The sequence below is a fragment of the Variovorax sp. SG517 genome, assembly GCF_013376045.1.
Classification (GTDB): Bacteria; Pseudomonadota; Gammaproteobacteria; order Burkholderiales; family Burkholderiaceae_C; genus Variovorax.
On the sequence record NZ_JABMJG010000009.1, the window covers coordinates 342944 to 358550 of the forward strand.

Annotated in this window: 12 protein-coding genes; 10 read left to right on the plus strand and 2 right to left on the minus strand. The window is 67.4% G+C overall.

The window, feature by feature from the left end:
- Positions 1-11: 11 nt before the first annotated feature.
- The 5 genes from FHT32_RS26615 to FHT32_RS26635 all read left to right on the plus strand — a co-directional run bounded on the left by FHT32_RS26615 (position 12) and on the right by FHT32_RS26635 (position 7567).
- Positions 12-2888, plus strand: coding sequence for a 2-oxoglutarate dehydrogenase E1 component (locus tag FHT32_RS26615; protein ID WP_176667575.1), 2877 nt, complete (start codon positions 12-14; stop codon positions 2886-2888).
- A gap of 53 nt (positions 2889-2941) precedes the next feature.
- Complete coding sequence (odhB, locus tag FHT32_RS26620; protein WP_176667576.1) at positions 2942-4210, plus strand: 2-oxoglutarate dehydrogenase complex dihydrolipoyllysine-residue succinyltransferase; 1269 nt, start codon at positions 2942-2944, stop codon at positions 4208-4210.
- Between the two features lie 156 nt (positions 4211-4366).
- A complete protein-coding gene (gene lpdA / locus FHT32_RS26625; RefSeq protein ID WP_176667577.1) occupies positions 4367-5794 on the plus strand; it encodes a dihydrolipoyl dehydrogenase in 1428 nt (475 codons plus the stop codon).
- Between the two features lie 13 nt (positions 5795-5807).
- Positions 5808-6908: a cell division protein ZapE gene (gene zapE / locus FHT32_RS26630; RefSeq protein WP_176667578.1), complete on the plus strand. Its 1101-nt coding sequence runs from the start codon at positions 5808-5810 to the stop codon at positions 6906-6908.
- Positions 6905-7567 (plus strand): hypothetical protein, encoded by a 663-nt coding sequence (locus FHT32_RS26635; RefSeq protein ID WP_176667579.1) that lies wholly within the window; start codon positions 6905-6907, stop codon positions 7565-7567. The genes zapE and FHT32_RS26635 overlap by 4 nt, the downstream gene beginning before the upstream one ends.
- Before the next feature lie 16 nt (positions 7568-7583).
- Here the strand turns inward: FHT32_RS26635 and FHT32_RS26640 are convergent, their stop codons facing one another.
- On the minus strand, positions 7584-8357 hold the full coding sequence (locus FHT32_RS26640) for a PP2C family serine/threonine-protein phosphatase (protein ID WP_176667580.1): 774 nt from the start codon (positions 8355-8357) through the stop codon (positions 7584-7586).
- 108 nt (positions 8358-8465) lie between these two features.
- Between FHT32_RS26640 and FHT32_RS26645 the strand changes: the two genes are divergently transcribed.
- On the plus strand, positions 8466-8669 hold the full coding sequence (locus tag FHT32_RS26645; protein WP_093201587.1) for a YdcH family protein: 204 nt from the start codon (positions 8466-8468) through the stop codon (positions 8667-8669).
- Positions 8666-10753, plus strand: a complete 2088-nt coding sequence (locus tag FHT32_RS26650; protein WP_176667581.1) for an ATP-dependent DNA helicase — start codon at positions 8666-8668, stop codon at positions 10751-10753. The genes FHT32_RS26645 and FHT32_RS26650 overlap by 4 nt, the downstream gene beginning before the upstream one ends.
- Before the next feature lie 60 nt (positions 10754-10813).
- Here FHT32_RS26650 and FHT32_RS26655 read toward each other — a convergent pair whose 3' ends face one another.
- Positions 10814-11620, minus strand: a complete 807-nt coding sequence (locus FHT32_RS26655) for an outer membrane protein assembly factor BamD (protein WP_176667582.1) — start codon at positions 11618-11620, stop codon at positions 10814-10816.
- 71 nt (positions 11621-11691) lie between these two features.
- Here FHT32_RS26655 and FHT32_RS26660 point away from each other — a divergent pair, with 71 nt between their 5' ends.
- The 3 genes from FHT32_RS26660 to FHT32_RS26670 all read left to right on the plus strand — a co-directional run bounded on the left by FHT32_RS26660 (position 11692) and on the right by FHT32_RS26670 (position 15556).
- Positions 11692-12669, plus strand: coding sequence for an RluA family pseudouridine synthase (locus FHT32_RS26660; protein ID WP_176667618.1), 978 nt, complete (start codon positions 11692-11694; stop codon positions 12667-12669).
- 128 nt (positions 12670-12797) lie between these two features.
- The gene (gene scpB / locus FHT32_RS26665) at positions 12798-13778 is read left to right on the plus strand and encodes an SMC-Scp complex subunit ScpB (RefSeq protein ID WP_176667619.1); all 981 of its coding nucleotides are present in this window, start codon (positions 12798-12800) and stop codon (positions 13776-13778) included.
- Positions 13775-15556 (plus strand): pseudouridine synthase, encoded by a 1782-nt coding sequence (locus FHT32_RS26670; protein WP_176667583.1) that lies wholly within the window; start codon positions 13775-13777, stop codon positions 15554-15556. Before scpB ends, FHT32_RS26670 begins: the two co-directional genes overlap by 4 nt.
- The last annotated feature ends 51 nt before the right edge of the window (positions 15557-15607 follow it).

Genomic DNA, 15607 nt, shown 5'->3' on the forward strand with positions numbered 1-15607 from the left:
GTCAGCGGATCATGAGCGATTCCTCTACGCCCTCGGCGTACACCGCCTATCAAGGCAACACGTACCTCTTCGGCGGCAACGCCCCCTATGTCGAGGAGATGTACGAGAACTACCTCTCCAACCCCGGCAGCGTTCCCGACAACTGGCGCTCGTACTTCGACGCGCTGCAGAACGTGCCGGCCGCCGACGGCTCGAACACCCGCGACGTCCCCCACCAGCCGGTCATCAACGCTTTTGCCGAACTGGCGAAGCAGGGCACGACCAAGGTCGTGCAGGCCAGCGGCGCCGACTCCGAACTCGGCCGCAAGCGCACGGCCGTCCAGCAGCTGATCGCCGCCTATCGCAACGTCGGCGCCCGCTGGGCCGACCTCGATCCGCTCAAGCGCACCGAGCGCCCCTCCATTCCTGAACTCGAGCCCTCGTTCTACGGCTTCGCCGATGCCGACCTCGAGACGGTGTTCAACACCAGCAACACGTTCTTCGGCAAGGACACCATGTCCTTGCGCGACCTGCTGAACGCGCTGCGCGAAACGTACTGCGGCACCATCGGCGCCGAGTACATGTACACCACCGACCAGAACCACAAGCGCTGGTGGCAGCAGAAGCTCGAGAGCGCCCGCACCAATCCCAAGCTCAATGCCGAGCAGAAGAAGCGCGTTCTCGACCGCCTGACCGCGGCCGAAGGCCTGGAACGCTTCCTCCACACCAAGTACGTCGGCCAGAAGCGCTTCTCGCTCGAAGGCGGCGAGAGCTTCATCGTCGCGATGGACGAGCTCATCAACCGCGCCGGCGAGAAGGGCGTGCAGGAAATCGTGATCGGCATGGCCCACCGCGGCCGCCTGAACGTGCTGGTGAACTCGCTGGGCAAGATGCCCGCCGACCTGTTCGCCGAATTCGACCACACCGCCCCCGAAGAGCTGCCCAGCGGCGACGTGAAGTACCACCAGGGCTTCAGCTCCGACGTCAGCACCCCTGGCGGCCCGGTGCACCTGTCGCTGGCGTTCAACCCCTCCCACCTCGAAATCGTCAATCCGGTCGTCGAAGGCTCGGTGCGTGCGCGCATGGACCGCCGCGGCGACAAGGAAGGCGACTCGGTGCTGCCGGTGCTCGTGCACGGCGACGCCGCCTTCGCCGGCCAGGGCGTGGTCATGGAAACGCTGGCGCTGGCAGAGACCCGCGGCTACTACACCGGCGGCACGGTCCACATCGTCATCAACAACCAGATCGGCTTCACCACCAGCGACCCGCGCGACAGCCGCTCGACGCTGTACTGCACGGACATCGTCAAGATGATCGACGCGCCGGTGCTGCACGTGAACGGCGACGATCCGGAAGCCGTGGTGCTGTGCATGCAACTCGCGCTGGAGTTCCGCCAGGAATTCAACAAGGACGTGGTCATCGACATCGTCTGCTACCGCAAGCTGGGCCACAACGAGCAGGACACCCCCTCGCTCACCCAGCCGCTGATGTACAAGAAGATTGCCCAGCACCCCGGCACCCGCCGCCTGTACGCCGACAAGCTGGCCGCGCAGGGCATGGGCGACACGCTCGGCGACGACATGGTCAAGGCATACCGCGCCGCCATGGACGCGGGCAAGCACACCATCGACCCGGTGCTGACCAACTTCAAGAGCAAGTACGCGGTCGACTGGAGCCCCTTCCTCAACAAGAAGTGGACCGACGCCGGCGACACCGCCATCCCCACCACCGAGTGGAAGCGCCTGGCCGAGAAGATCACCACCGTGCCGCAAGGCTTCACCGTGCACCCGCTGGTGAAGAAGGTGCTGGACGACCGCGCTGCCATGGGCCGCGGCGACGTGAACGTCGACTGGGGCATGGGCGAGCACATGGCCTTCGCCTCCCTGGTGGCCAGCGGCTACCCGGTGCGCCTGTCGGGTGAAGACTCCGGCCGCGGCACCTTCACGCACCGCCACGCGGTGCTGCACGACCAGAACCGCGAGAAGTTCGACGAAGGCACCTACGTGCCGCTGCAGAACGTGGCCGACAACCAGGCTCCGTTCGTCGTCATCGACTCCATCCTCTCGGAAGAAGCGGTGCTGGCCTTCGAATACGGCTACGCCTCGAACGACCCGAACACCCTGGTGATCTGGGAAGCGCAGTTCGGCGACTTCGTCAACGGCGCGCAAGTGGTGATCGACCAGTTCATCGCCTCGGGCGAAGTGAAGTGGGGCCGTGTCAACGGCATCACCATGATGCTGCCGCACGGCTACGAAGGCCAGGGCCCCGAGCACAGCTCGGCCCGCCTGGAGCGCTTCATGCAACTGGCCGCCGACGCCAACATGCAGATCGTGCAGCCCACCACGGCCAGCCAGATCTTCCACGTGCTGCGCCGCCAGATGGTGCGCAACCTGCGCAAGCCGCTGATCATCATGACGCCGAAGTCGCTGCTGCGTAACAAGGACGCGACCTCGCCGCTGTCCGAGTTCGTCAAGGGCGGTTTCCAGACCGTGATCCCCGACAGTCGCGACCTGAAGGCCGAGAAGGTCAAGCGCCTGATCGCCTGCTCGGGCAAGGTCTACTACGACCTGGCCAAGAAGCGCGAGGAGAAGGAAGCCGACGACGTGGCGATCATCCGCGTCGAGCAGCTCTATCCGTTCCCGCACAAGGCATTCGCCGCCGAGATCAAGAAGTACCCGAATCTCGTAGACGTGGTCTGGTGCCAGGACGAGCCGCAGAACCAGGGCGCCTGGTTCTTCGTGCAGCACTACATCCACGAAAACATGCAGGAAGGCCAGAAGCTCGGCTACTCCGGCCGTGCCGCCTCGGCATCGCCGGCGGTGGGCTACTCGCACCTGCACCAGGAACAGCAGAAGGCGCTCGTCGATGGCGCATTCGGCAAGCTCAAGGGCTTCGTGCTGACCAAGTAAACCTGTCCTCTTTCACACGAACACCCTGAAGAACAAATCGGAGCCCACTCCAAATGTCTATCGTTGAAGTCAAAGTCCCCCAGCTTTCCGAATCCGTGGCCGAAGCCACCATGCTCACCTGGAAGAAGAAGGCCGGCGAAGCCGTCGCCGTCGATGAAATCCTGATCGAGATCGAGACCGACAAGGTCGTGCTCGAAGTGCCCGCTCCCTCGGCCGGCGTGCTGGCCGAAATCGTCCAGCCCGACGGCGCCACCGTGGTCGCCGACCAGCTGATCGCCAAGATCGACACCGAAGGCAAGGCCGGCGCCGCCGCTCCCGCTGCAGCACCCGCTGCCGCAGCAGCCCCGGCGCCCGCAGCCGCTCCGGCAGCTGCAGCCGCAGCCACCGGCGGCTCGAAGGCCGACGTGGCCATGCCCGCCGCCGCCAAGCTGCTGGCCGACAACAACCTGAAGACCGGCGACGTCGCCGGCTCGGGCAAGGACGGCCGCGTCACCAAGGGTGACGTGCTCGCAGCCGTTGCCTCGGGCGCCAAGCCCGCACCCGCCGCCACCATCGCCGTGCCGGCAGCCAAGCCCGCGCTGCCGCAGGTCGCCGCTCCGGCCAGCGCGCCCGACCTGGGCGAGCGCCCCGAGCAGCGCGTGCCGATGAGCCGCCTGCGCGCCCGCATCGCCGAGCGCCTGTTGCAGTCGCAGTCGACCAACGCCATCCTGACCACCTTCAACGAAGTCAACATGGCGCCCGTCATGGAACTGCGCAAGCGCTTCCAGGACAACTTCACCAAGGAACACGGCGTGAAGCTCGGCTTCATGTCCTTCTTCGTGAAGGCTGCAGTGCACGCTCTCAAGAAGTACCCTGTGCTCAACGCCTCGGTGGACGGCAACGACATCCTGTACCACGGCTACTTCGACATCGGCATCGCCGTCGGTTCGCCGCGCGGCCTGGTGGTGCCGATCCTGCGCAATGCCGACCAGATGAGCTTCGCCGACATCGAGAAGAAGATCGCCGAATACGGCAAGAAGGCCCAGGAAGGCAAGCTCGGCATCGAAGAGATGACCGGCGGTACCTTCTCCATCTCCAACGGCGGCACCTTCGGCTCGATGCTCTCGACGCCGATCATCAACCCGCCCCAGTCGGCCATCCTCGGCGTGCACGCCACGAAGGACCGCGCCGTGGTCGAGAACGGCCAGATCGTGATTCGCCCGATGAACTACCTGGCGATGAGCTACGACCACCGCATCATCGACGGCCGCGAAGCCGTGCTGGGCCTGGTCGCCATGAAGGAAGCGCTGGAAGATCCGTCGCGCCTGCTGTTTGATATCTGATCCACCCCCGTTGCTTGCTCACTTCGTGTAGCCGCCTCCCCCCTCTAGGGGGCGCACCCGGCGGCCCGGCAAAGCCGGTTCCGCGGGTGCCTCCGAGATGGCCTGCGCTTCGCGCGGCCCTGGCGGAAGGCGGTACACCGAATTACGAAAGAACCTATGTCCAAACAATTTGACGTGATCGTCATCGGCGGCGGCCCTGGCGGCTACATCGCTGCCATCCGCGCCGCACAGCTCGGCTTCAACGTGGCCTGCATCGACGAATGGAAGAACGGCAAGGGCGGCCCCGCACCGGGAGGCACCTGCACCAACGTCGGCTGCATTCCCTCCAAGGCGCTGCTGCAGTCGTCGGAGCACTTCGAGCAGGCCGGCCACCACTTCGCCGACCACGGCATCAAGGTCGAAGGCCTGGGCCTCGACATCGACAAGATGCTGGCCCGCAAGGACCAGGTCGTGAAGCAGAACAACGACGGCATCCTGTACCTGTTCAAGAAGAACAAGATCGCCTTCTTCCACGGCCGCGGCTCGTTCGTGAAGGCGGACGCAGGCGGCTACGAGATCAAGGTGGCTGGCGCCGCCGAAGAGTCGATCGTCGGCAAGCACATCATCGTGGCCACGGGCTCCAACGCCCGCGCGCTGCCGGGCACGCCGTTCGACGAGGAAAACATCCTCTCCAACGACGGCGCGCTGCGCATCGGCGCGGTGCCGAAGAAGCTGGGCCTGATCGGCTCGGGCGTCATCGGCCTGGAAATGGGCTCGGTGTGGCGTCGCCTCGGCGCGGAAGTCACGGTGCTCGAAGCACTGCCGACCTTCCTCGGCGCGGTGGACGAGCAGATCGCCAAGGAAGCCAAGAAGGCCTTCGACAAGCAGAAGCTCAAGATCGAGCTCGGCGTGAAGGTCGGCGAGATCAAGTCGTCGAAGAAGGGTGTGAGCGTTGCCTGGACCGATGCCAAGGGCGAAGCCCAGACGCTGGAAGTCGACAAGCTGATCGTGTCGATCGGCCGCGTGCCCAACACCATCGGCCTGAACGCCGAAGCCGTGGGCCTGAAGCTCGACGAGCGCGGCGCCATCGCCGTGGACGACGAGTGCAAGACCAGCCTGCCCAACGTGTGGGCCATCGGCGACGTCGTGCGTGGCCCGATGCTGGCGCACAAGGCCGAGGAAGAGGGCGTTGCCGTGGCCGAGCGCATCGCTGGCCAGCACGGTCATGTCAACTTCAACACCGTGCCGTGGGTGATCTACACCAGCCCCGAGATCGCGTGGGTCGGCCAGACCGAGCAGCAGCTCAAGGCCTCGGGCCGCGCCTACAAGGCCGGCACCTTCCCGTTCCTCGCGAACGGCCGCGCACGTGCGCTGGGCGACACGACCGGCATGGTCAAGTTCCTGGCCGACGCCGCGACCGACGAGATCCTGGGCGTGCACATCGTGGGCCCGCAGGCCAGCGAGCTGATCTCCGAAGCCGTGGTGGCGATGGAGTTCAAGGCCAGCGCCGAGGACATTGCGCGCATCTGCCACGCGCACCCGTCGCTGTCGGAAGCCACGAAGGAAGCGGCACTCGCCGTGGACAAGCGCACGCTGAACTTCTGATCTCGCCGATCTTTTGACCAGCGTCAAACAGGCCTACGAGGCGGAACTCGCTGCGCGCGGGTTCAAGAGCGATCCCGCGCAACTGCGCGCCGTGGAGGCGCTGGATCGCTGCGCCACCGAATGGGCCGAGTACAAGGCCCAGCGCTCGAACGCGCTGAAGAAGTTCATCAACAGGCCGGAGCTCCCGCGCGGCGTCTACATGTATGGCGGCGTCGGGCGGGGCAAGAGCTTCCTGATGGACCTGTTCTTCAACGCCGTGCCGCTGCGGCGCAAGACGCGCCTGCACTTCCACGAGTTCATGCGCGAGGTGCACCGCGAGCTGCGCGAGCTGCAGGGCACGGTCAATCCGCTCGACGAGCTTGGACTGCGAATTTCCAAGCGCTACAAGCTCATCTGCTTCGACGAGTTCCACGTGGCCGACATCACCGACGCGATGATTCTTCATCGGCTGCTGGTGTCGCTCTTCGACAACGGCGTGGGCTTCGTGACCACATCGAACTTCAAGCCCGACGACCTGTATCCGGGCGGGCTTCATCGCGACCGCATCCTGCCCGCCATCGAGCTGCTGAACGAGAAGCTCGAGGTGCTGAGCGTGGACAACGGCACCGACTACCGGCGCCGTACGCTGGAGCAACTGCGCATGTACCTCACGCCCAACGATGCGGCGGCCGAGAAGGAAATGCGCAAGGCTTTCGACAAGCTGGCCGAGACGGCCGACGAAAACCCGATCCTGCACATCGAGCAGCGCGAGATCCGCGCGCTGCGCAAGGCCGGCGGCGTGGTCTGGTTCGACTTCAAGACGCTGTGCGGCGGTCCGCGCTCGCAGAACGACTATCTCGAGATCGCGAGCCAGTTCCACACCGTGCTGCTGTCCGACGTGCCGCACATGCCGGTGCGCATGGCCTCCGAAGCACGCCGTTTCACGTGGCTGGTCGACGTCTTGTACGACCGGCGATGCAAGCTCATCATGTCGGCTGAGGTTCCGCCCGAGGCGTTGTACACCGAAGGACCGCTGTCGCACGAGTTCCCGCGCACGGTCTCACGGCTCACCGAAATGCAATCGAGCGAGTTCCTTTCCCTGGAACGCCGCATCGTCGACACCCGACTCACATGAAGAAAACCGCTCTTGCCCTGCTCATGGCGTTGGCCAGCCTGCCGCTGTGGGCGCAGTCCAATGCCGCCGCGGGCAACGCCGATCTCGAGGCCGAGAAGCGCCGGCTTTCCTCCGAGCGGGAAGTCATCGAGAAGCGCTACGTCGAGGAGCGGGCAGCCTGCTACAAGAAGTTCGCGGTGGAAGACTGCCTGCGCGAAAGCCGTGGCCGGCATCGCAAGGACACCGAGAACATCAAGCGGCAGGAAACCGCCATCAACGACATCCAGCGCCAGCGCAGCGGTGCGGCCGAACTGCAGAAGCTCGACCAGAAGGCGGGCACGCAGCGCCAGGCGGACACGCCCGAGAAGCAGCAGCAGTCGATCCAGAACCAGAAGGACCGTGAGCAGCGCGCAGCCGACCACGCCGCCAGCCGCGCCGCCACGGCGGCCGAGGCCGCCGAACGCGAGCGCCAGTTCCAGTCCAAGCAGCAGGCGCATGCCGACGAGCAGGCCAAGGCCGCGCAGCGCAGGGCGGAAGCGCCCGAGGCGGTCAAGCGTTTCGAGGAAAAGCAGAAGCGCGCGGCCGAACACCGTGCCGCCCGGGAGCGGCAGAACGCCAACCGCGACAAGCCGCGCGGGGCCCCGCTGCCACCGCCGCCGGCCGAGCCCGCAAAGCCCTGAGCCTGTGCGCCTTGGCTCAGCCGGGTGCCGCCGGCAGCGGATCGAGCTTCAGCACGGCGATCGAGATGTTGTCGCCGGTGCCCCGTGCCCGGCGGCGCGCTTCACCCACCAGGATCTCCACTGCATCGCGCGGCGGTTGCGCATACAGCACGCTCGCCAGCTCTTCAGGGCTGAAGTAGTGCCAGAGCCCATCGCTGCAGGCCATCAGCAGGTCGCCGTGTGCCAGCTTGGGGATGTAGTAGGGGTCGATGGGCGGCGGCGTGGTCGTCATGCCCAGGCAGCCGAGCAGGATGTTGCCCTGCGGATGAACGTTGGCTTCGGCCTCGGTGATCTGGCCGCGGTCGATCAGCACCTGCACGTAGGAGTGATCGCGCGTGCGCTTGACGAGTTCCCCATCGTGGAAGTGATAGATGCGCGAGTCGCCGGCATGGATCCAGGCGCAGTCGCCCTTGGGATTCATCAGGAAGGCCGCGATCGTGCTGTGCGGCTCCTGTTCGCTGGAGACGGCGGTGAGCTTGATGACCGTGTGCGAGTCTTCGAGGATCTGCTTCAGCAGGGCTTCGGGGTCGTCCTTGGCGGGCTGGTAGCGGCTGAAGAGCTGGCGGGCCGTCATGAGCACCTGGTCGGAGGCCTTGCGCCCGCCGCTGCGCCCGCCCATGCCGTCGGCCACGACGCCCAGCACGCAGCCGGGCACGCGGGGATGGCTCATCAGCAGAACCTGGTCCTGCTGGTACGGGCGGTCCCCCTTGTGGAGGCCGGTGGCCGCAGCGAGTCGAAAGCCTTGGGTCATGAGGCAATATGCGCCTGAAGCGCCTGTTCCTGTCTTCTCGGAGATTTGTTCCAGGACGTATTATCGAATGTAAACATGCGCCCTGAAATCACGCGCGCGCCCCCACCGTTGGACTCCAATCTTCACTCGCTTTCCCGCCAGCTGATCGAACTGCGCATCGAGCATGCCGATCTCGACGCCACCATCGACCGGCTGGCCGAAGGTTCGCCCCAGGACGAACTCCTGCTGCGCCGCCTCAAAAAACGCCGTCTCGCGCTGCGCGACCAGATCGCCCGCCTCGAGAACATTCTCGATCCGAAAGAGCCGGCGTGACGGGGGCGCTCGAAGACAAGGTGCGCGACGCCTTCGCGCAGGACGGCGCACTGTCGCGCGCCGCGGACCAGTTCCGCGAACGCACCGGCCAGACCGAAATGGCTCTGGCCGTGGCCCGCACCATCGACCAGGGCGGGGTGCTGGTGGTCGAGGCGGGCACGGGCGTGGGCAAGACCTTCTCGTATCTGGTGCCGGCGCTGCTCAGCGGCGAGCGCGTGCTGCTGTCGACGGCCACCAAGACGCTGCAGGACCAGCTGTTCGGCCGCGACCTGCCGCGCCTCGTGGAGGCGTTCGGCCTGCCCGTGCGCACCGCGCTGCTCAAGGGACGTGCGAGCTATCTCTGCCTGCACCGGCTCGACATGGCGCGCCACGACGCCTCCTTGCCGGAGCGCGGCAGCCTGCGCACGCTCGCCAAGATCGAGCAGTGGTCGAAGGCCACGCGCACGGGCGACCTGGCCGAGCTGCCGGGGCTCGACGAGCGCTCGCCGCTGATCCCGCTGATCACTTCCACGCGCGAGAACTGCCTGGGCGCCCAATGCCCGCAGTTCAAACCCTGCCACGTCAACCTGGCGCGGCGCGAGGCGCTGGCGGCGGACATCGTCGTCATCAACCACCATCTTTTCTTCGCCGATCTCGCGGTGCGCGAGACCGGCATGGCGGAGCTGCTGCCGACGGTGAGCGTGGTGGTGTTCGACGAGGCCCATCAGCTCAACGAAACCGGCGTGCAATTCCTGGGGGCGCAACTCGGCAGCGGGCAGGCGCTCGATTTCGCGCGGGACATGCTGGCCGCGGGTTTGCAGCACGCGCGTGGCCTCGTCGACTGGCAGCAGCTGGTTTCCGCGGCCGAGCGTGCCGCGCGCGAGCTGCGGCTGGTGGTCGGCAAGCAGTGGCCGGGCGCCAAGCTGCGCTGGCTGGGCGCGGCGCCCGAGGGTATCGACCCCACCGCGTGGCAGCGCGCGCTGGACGACCTGCTGCAGGCCTTCGAGATGGCCGCGGAAGGGCTCGCCACCGTCAGCGAGATATCGCCCGACTTCGTGCGGCTGCACGAGCGCGCACGCCAGCTCGCCAGGCGCACTGCGCGCTTCGCCTTGCCGTGCGAGGTCGACTCCGTGCGCTGGGTGGACGTGGGAACGCAATTGCGGCTCATTGAGTCGCCCCTGGACATCGCCGACGCGATGCGCAAGCGGGTGCTCAAGATCGCCGACGAAGCCGACGACGCGGAAGCGGCCGATGCCGAAGACGAGGAGCTGGATGCCTATGGGGAGCGCTCCTCCGTGCGCGAGAGCGTCGAGCGCCTGGACAGCGGCCGCGCCTGGGTCTTCACCTCCGCCACGCTGGGTGACGAACCCACGCTGCGCTGGTTCACCGAACCCTGCGGCCTGCAGGATGCCGAGGTGCTGCGGGTGCAGAGCCCGTTCGACTACGCCTCGCAGGCCGCACTCTACGTGCCGCGCGCGTTTCCCAAGCCCAACGATCCGTCGCACAGCCAGCGCGTCGCGCAGCTGGCGGCACGCGGCGCGGCCGAGCTCGGCGGCCGTACGCTCGTGCTGACGACCACGCTGCGCGCGCTGCGGACCATCGGCGACGAGATGAGGCAGCAGTTCGAGCTGCTCGACACGCAGTTGCGGCCCGAGGTGCTCGTGCAGGGCGAACTGCCCAAGCGCGTGTTGATGGATCGATTCCGCGAAGGCGCGAGCGCCGGCAGGGCCGGCTGCGTGCTCGTGGCGTCGGCCTCGTTCTGGGAAGGCTTCGACGCACCGGGCGATGTGCTGCAGCTGGTGGTGATCGACAAGCTGCCGTTTCCGCCGCCCAACGATCCACTGGTGGAGGCGCGCTCGCAGCGCCTGGAGTCGCAGGGCCGGAGTTCATTCGCCGACTATTCGCTGCCGGAAGCGGCGGTGGCGCTCAAGCAGGGGGCGGGCCGGTTGATTCGCCGGGAGACCGACAGCGGCGTGCTGGCGATCTGCGATACGCGGCTGGTGGCCATGGGCTACGGCCGCCGGCTGCTGGCGGCCCTGCCGCCGATGCGGCGGCTGGAGAGCGAATCGGATTTCGACGCGGCGCTGGACGCGCTCAGGAGCTAGCCGGCTGCCTGGCTCCCGGTAGGGGCCGGCGGAGCAATTGCCGTTCCGCCGGGGTTGCTCTTACCAGAGCTTCCACCAAGGGTCGTCCTTGCCCTTGAAGCCGTTCGCGAGGTAGGTGCTCTGCGGGTAGTTGGTGGTCAGCACGCGCTGAGCGTCGTCGCGCAGGTCCTTCATGCCGAGCGCGTCGTACGACTTGACCATGATGTACAGGGCTTCCTCGAGCGCCGGCACTTCGCGGTAGTCGGCAAGCGCGACCTGGGCCCGGTTGATGGCCGCCAGGTAGGCGCCGCGCGAGTAGTAGTAGCGGGCCACGTGAACCTCATACTGCGCGAGCGAGTTCACGATGTAGTTCATGCGCTGGCGCGCGTCGGGGGCGTAGCGCGAATCGGGGAAGCGCGTGACGAGGTCCTTGAACGACTCGAACGATTCCTTGGCCGCCTTCTGGTCGCGCTCCGACAGGTCCTGGCGCGTCATGAACGCGAACATGCCGAGGTCGTCGTTGAAGTTGATCACGCCCCGCAGGTAGAGCGCGTAATCGAGGGCCGGGCTCGCCGGATGCAGCTTCATGAAGCGGTCGATGGTGGCGATGGCTGCAGCCTTTTCGCCGGACTTGTGCTGGGCGTAGGCCTTTTCCAGCTGCGCCTGCTGTGCCAGCGGCGTGCCGGCGGCGCGGCCTTCGAGCTTCTCGTAGAGCGGAATGGCCTTGTCGTACGCGCCGGAGCCGGCCTCGTCCTTGGCTTCCGAATAGATGCGGTTGGGGCTCCAGGTTGCGGTCTTGTCGGCGCTGGGAGTCGACGAGCAACCTGCCAGCAGAGCCGCCGCGCTGAGCGCGATCCAGGCGGGGACCGATAATTTGGCGCGAAACATCACATACGGCTTTCGTGAAACAGTTGCCCTCAATTATATCGACCGACCCTTTGGGCAATATCCCCGAGAGCATGGAGGTGGCCGAGCACGAAGAGGGCGCCGATCCCATCGAACCCAGCGAGCGGCGGCCCTTCGTCGTCGACGCGGCCCACCATGGCCAGCGGCTCGATCGCGCGCTTGCAGCGCTGGTCCCCGAGTTTTCCCGGAGCTACCTGCAGCAGCTGATCGAGGCCGGCGCGGTCGAGCTTCAGGGGCGCACGCTCACCAAGGCTTCGGCCCCTGTGAAAGCGGGGCAGGCCGGCCACATCGAACTGCGCCCCACGCCCCAGAGCCAGGCTTTCCGGCCCGAGGCGATGGACATCGCCACCGTGTACGAGGACGAGCACCTGCGCATCGTCGACAAGCCGGCCGGCCTCGTGGTGCACCCGGCGCCGGGGCACTGGAGCGGCACGCTGCTGAACGGCCTGCTGGCGCTCGATCCGAAGGCCGTGCTGCTGCCGCGCGCCGGCATCGTGCACCGGCTCGACCGCGACACCAGCGGATTGATGGTGGTGGCCCGCACGCGCGCGGCCATGGACGCGATGGTGGCGCTGATCGCCGCGCGCGAGGTCAAGCGGCAATACCTCGCCATCGGCCACCGGCCGTGGGAGGGCGCTGCCGCGCGCCATGTCGATGCCGCCATCGGCCGCGACCCGCGCAACCGGCTGCGCATGGCCGTGGTCGATCTCGAGAGGAATGCCGGCAAGACGGCGCGCACGCTGATCGAGCGGCTCGACAGCAACGCCGAGGGCTGCGCCGTGCGCTGCACGCTCGAAACCGGGCGCACCCACCAGATCCGCGTGCACATGGCGTCGATCGGCCACCCATTGGTGGGCGATGCGCTGTACGGCGGCGCGCCGGCTGCTGGGCTCTCGCGGCAGGCCCTGCATGCATTCAGGCTGGCCTTCGTGCATCCCGTCACGCAAGCGTCGCTGGAGTTCCACTCTGCGTTGCCGGCCGACCTCGTCCAGGCTTTGCAAGCCTGGGGGCTGGATTACAATCGCGCCTGACGGCCCGAGGGCCGCGCCGGTCGCCCGAGACCGGCCTTGCGTTGCATTTGCCGCGTGCCTGCAGCGCCTACTCCTTCCATCCATCTGAACAAGCGCCCCCAGGCGCCTTTTCCCGGATAACGCGAACCATGAATACGGCGGATGCCAAGCGCATTCTCGAAACCGCCTTGATCTGTTCGAGCCAGCCGTTGCCGGTGCGCGATATGCGCGTGCTGTTCGACGACGAACTGGGTGCGGACACCATCAAGGCGCTGCTGCTCGAACTGCAGGAAGACTGGGCGCAACGTGGCCTGGAGCTGGTGAGCGTCGGCAGCGGCTGGCGCTTCCAGAGCCGGCCGGAAATGCGCGACCACCTCGATCGCCTGCACCCCGAAAAGCCGCCGCGCTACACGCGCGCCGCGCTCGAGACGCTGGCCATCATTGCCTACCGCCAGCCCGCCACGCGCGGCGACATGGAAGACATCCGCGGCGTGACGATCAACTCGCTGATCCTCAAGCAGCTGGAAGACCGCGGCTGGGTCGAGGTCATCGGCCACCGCGAGACCGTCGGCCGCCCGGCGCTCTATGCCACCACGCGCCAGTTCCTCGACGACCTGGGCCTGGCTTCGCTGGACCAGCTGCCGCTGATCGAGACGCCAGCCCAGCAGGCTGCGCTCGTTGACGCGCTCGAGCAGGCATCGGGCGAGCAGCAGGGGCTGCCGATCGACGTTGCTCCGGAGACCGAGGCGCTCGCCGAAGGCGATGCCGACGCATCCGGAATGGCGGAGCTGGTGCTTTCTTCGGCCGGCGATGCGCCAGGGCTGGATGCCGAGATTGCTGCTGGGCAGCAAGGCGAGGGCGCCGAGGCGGAAGCTGCCGCGGCACCTGAAGCGCAGGTCTCGGCGCAGGAACCCGAAATCGTCGATATCGCGCCCGATGTTGCGCCAGAGATCGCCGAGCCGGCTGAATCGGTGGAAGCGATCGAGGCCGCCCAGGCGCAGGTCATCGAGAACGAGGCAGGCGCCGAGGCCACCCCCGTCGAGCCAGAACAAGAACCCGCGTCGGAATCCGATGCCCCGTCCGAAGACGAGGCCGATCCCGACGCTCCCTCTCCCGGAAAAACCTCATGAGCACAACCGACACCGAAGACGCAGCGATGCTGCCGGTCGAGCCCGAAGTCAAGAAGAAGAAAAGGGCAACCACGGCCAGGAAGGCTGCGGTTGATGCTATTGAAACGGTAGCGCCACAGGAGCCCGAGGCGCCGGCACCCAAGAAGCCGCGCGCGCCCCGCAAGAAGAAGGTGGTCGAGCCGGCCGTCGTCGAAGGCGAGGCGGTGTCCGCGCCGGTTGCGGAGGCGGCTCCGGAAGCGATCGAGCCGCAGGCCGTTGCGGCTGTGGCCGAGGAGGAGGCGCCCGTCGTTGCAGCGGAGGTCCCTCGGGATCTGGCGCCCGCCCAGGCCGCCGTCGAGGCACCCCGGCCCGTGCAGGCGGAGCGCATCGAAGACAGCGACGACGAAGAAGAGCCCGACGAGGAAGAAGACGACCTCGACCGCGCCCGCCGCGCCGCCGAGCGCGAGCAGCGCAATGCGCCGCCGCCCGAGCCGATCCGCTTCGCGGACGTCATTTCCGGCCAGTTCGATGCGGACGAGGAAAGCCCCGAAGTCCCGCCGCTCAAGCGCGTGCTTCTGCCGGAGGCTGATTCGCCCAAGCTGCACAAGGTGCTGGCGCAGGCCGGTCTGGGATCGCGGCTCGAGATGGAGCAATTGATTCTCCAGGGCCGCATTTCCGTCAACAACGAGCCGGCCCACATCGGCCAGCGCATCCAGTACGGCGACCAGGTCAAGATCAACGGCAAGCCGATCCGCTATCGCATCGCGCCTCCGCCGCCGCGCGTGATCGCGTACCACAAGCCCGTGGGCGAGGTGGTCACGCACGACGATCCGCAGAACCGACCGACCGTGTTCCGCAAGCTGCCGCGCCTGCAGCAGGGCAAGTGGCAGTCGGTGGGCCGTCTCGACCTGAACACCGAAGGCCTGCTGCTGTTCAGCAGCTCCGGCGATCTGGCCAACCAGCTCATGCACCCGCGCTTCGGCCTGGAGCGCGAGTACGCAGTGCGCGTGCTGGGCGCGCTTACCGCCGAAGAGAAGCAGAAGCTGCTCGACGGCGTGCGCCTCGATGACGGCATGGCGCAGTTCGGTGCCATCGAAGACGGGGGCGGCGAAGGCTCCAACTGCTGGTATCGCGTGACCATCTCCGAAGGGCGCAACCGCGAGGTGCGGCGCCTGTTCGAGTCGGTGGGCCACGCGGTCAGCCGGCTGATCCGCATCCGCTACGGCGCCATGGTGCTGCCACGCGGCTTGAAGCGCGGCGCATGGATGGAACTCGACGACCGCGATATCCGGGCGCTGTTCCAGGCTTCGGGCGGTGCGGTTGCCCGACCGGGCCAGCAGCAGCGCGGCCCGGGGCAGGAGGGTGGCGGCAATGGCCGCGGCGGCCGCAACAAGAAGCGGCGTGGCAATCGCAATGGCGGTGGCGGCCAGCCGCCGCGCGACATGCGCGAGGGGCGTGACGACGGCGGCCGCGAGGCGCCGATCCCGAATCCGCTGGGCGACGGACGTCCGCCGCGCGGCGATCGGGGAGGGCGCTCCAATCGCGGCGGTGGCAACGGTGGCCAGCCGCAGCAGGGGCAGGGACGCCGCGGAAACGGCAATCGCCAGGGTGGAGATCGCCAGCAGGGCGGCGCCAACAACCAGCCCGATCCGATGAAGACCTCGCTGGGCTACATCGGTGCCGACAGCTTCTCGCGCCAGCGCAAGGAGCAGCGCGGAGGAGGTCAGCGCCGCGGTGGCGGCGGAGGCGGTGGTGGGGGCTTTGGCGGTCAGGGCGGCGGACGTCGCCGGGGGCGCTGAAAGTCTGCCGTCGCAGCGCGGCCTTTCGCGGGGTTTTCACCGATCCGCAAG

Excerpts from the sequence above, each read along its gene's own strand:
- FHT32_RS26615 (WP_176667575.1), top strand. The coding sequence starts at position 12 with ATGAGCGATTCCTCTACGCCCTCGGCGTACACCGCCTATCAAGGCAAC.
- odhB (WP_176667576.1), top strand. The coding sequence starts at position 2,942 with ATGTCTATCGTTGAAGTCAAAGTCCCCCAGCTTTCCGAATCCGTGGCC.
- lpdA (WP_176667577.1), top strand. The coding sequence starts at position 4,367 with ATGTCCAAACAATTTGACGTGATCGTCATCGGCGGCGGCCCTGGCGGC.
- FHT32_RS26635 (WP_176667579.1), top strand. The coding sequence starts at position 6,905 with ATGAAGAAAACCGCTCTTGCCCTGCTCATGGCGTTGGCCAGCCTGCCG.
- FHT32_RS26640 (WP_176667580.1), bottom strand. The coding sequence starts at position 8,357 with ATGACCCAAGGCTTTCGACTCGCTGCGGCCACCGGCCTCCACAAGGGG.
- FHT32_RS26655 (WP_176667582.1), bottom strand. The coding sequence starts at position 11,620 with ATGTTTCGCGCCAAATTATCGGTCCCCGCCTGGATCGCGCTCAGCGCG.
- FHT32_RS26660 (WP_176667618.1), top strand. The coding sequence starts at position 11,692 with ATGGAGGTGGCCGAGCACGAAGAGGGCGCCGATCCCATCGAACCCAGC.
- scpB (WP_176667619.1), top strand. The coding sequence starts at position 12,798 with ATGAATACGGCGGATGCCAAGCGCATTCTCGAAACCGCCTTGATCTGT.
- FHT32_RS26670 (WP_176667583.1), top strand. The coding sequence starts at position 13,775 with ATGAGCACAACCGACACCGAAGACGCAGCGATGCTGCCGGTCGAGCCC.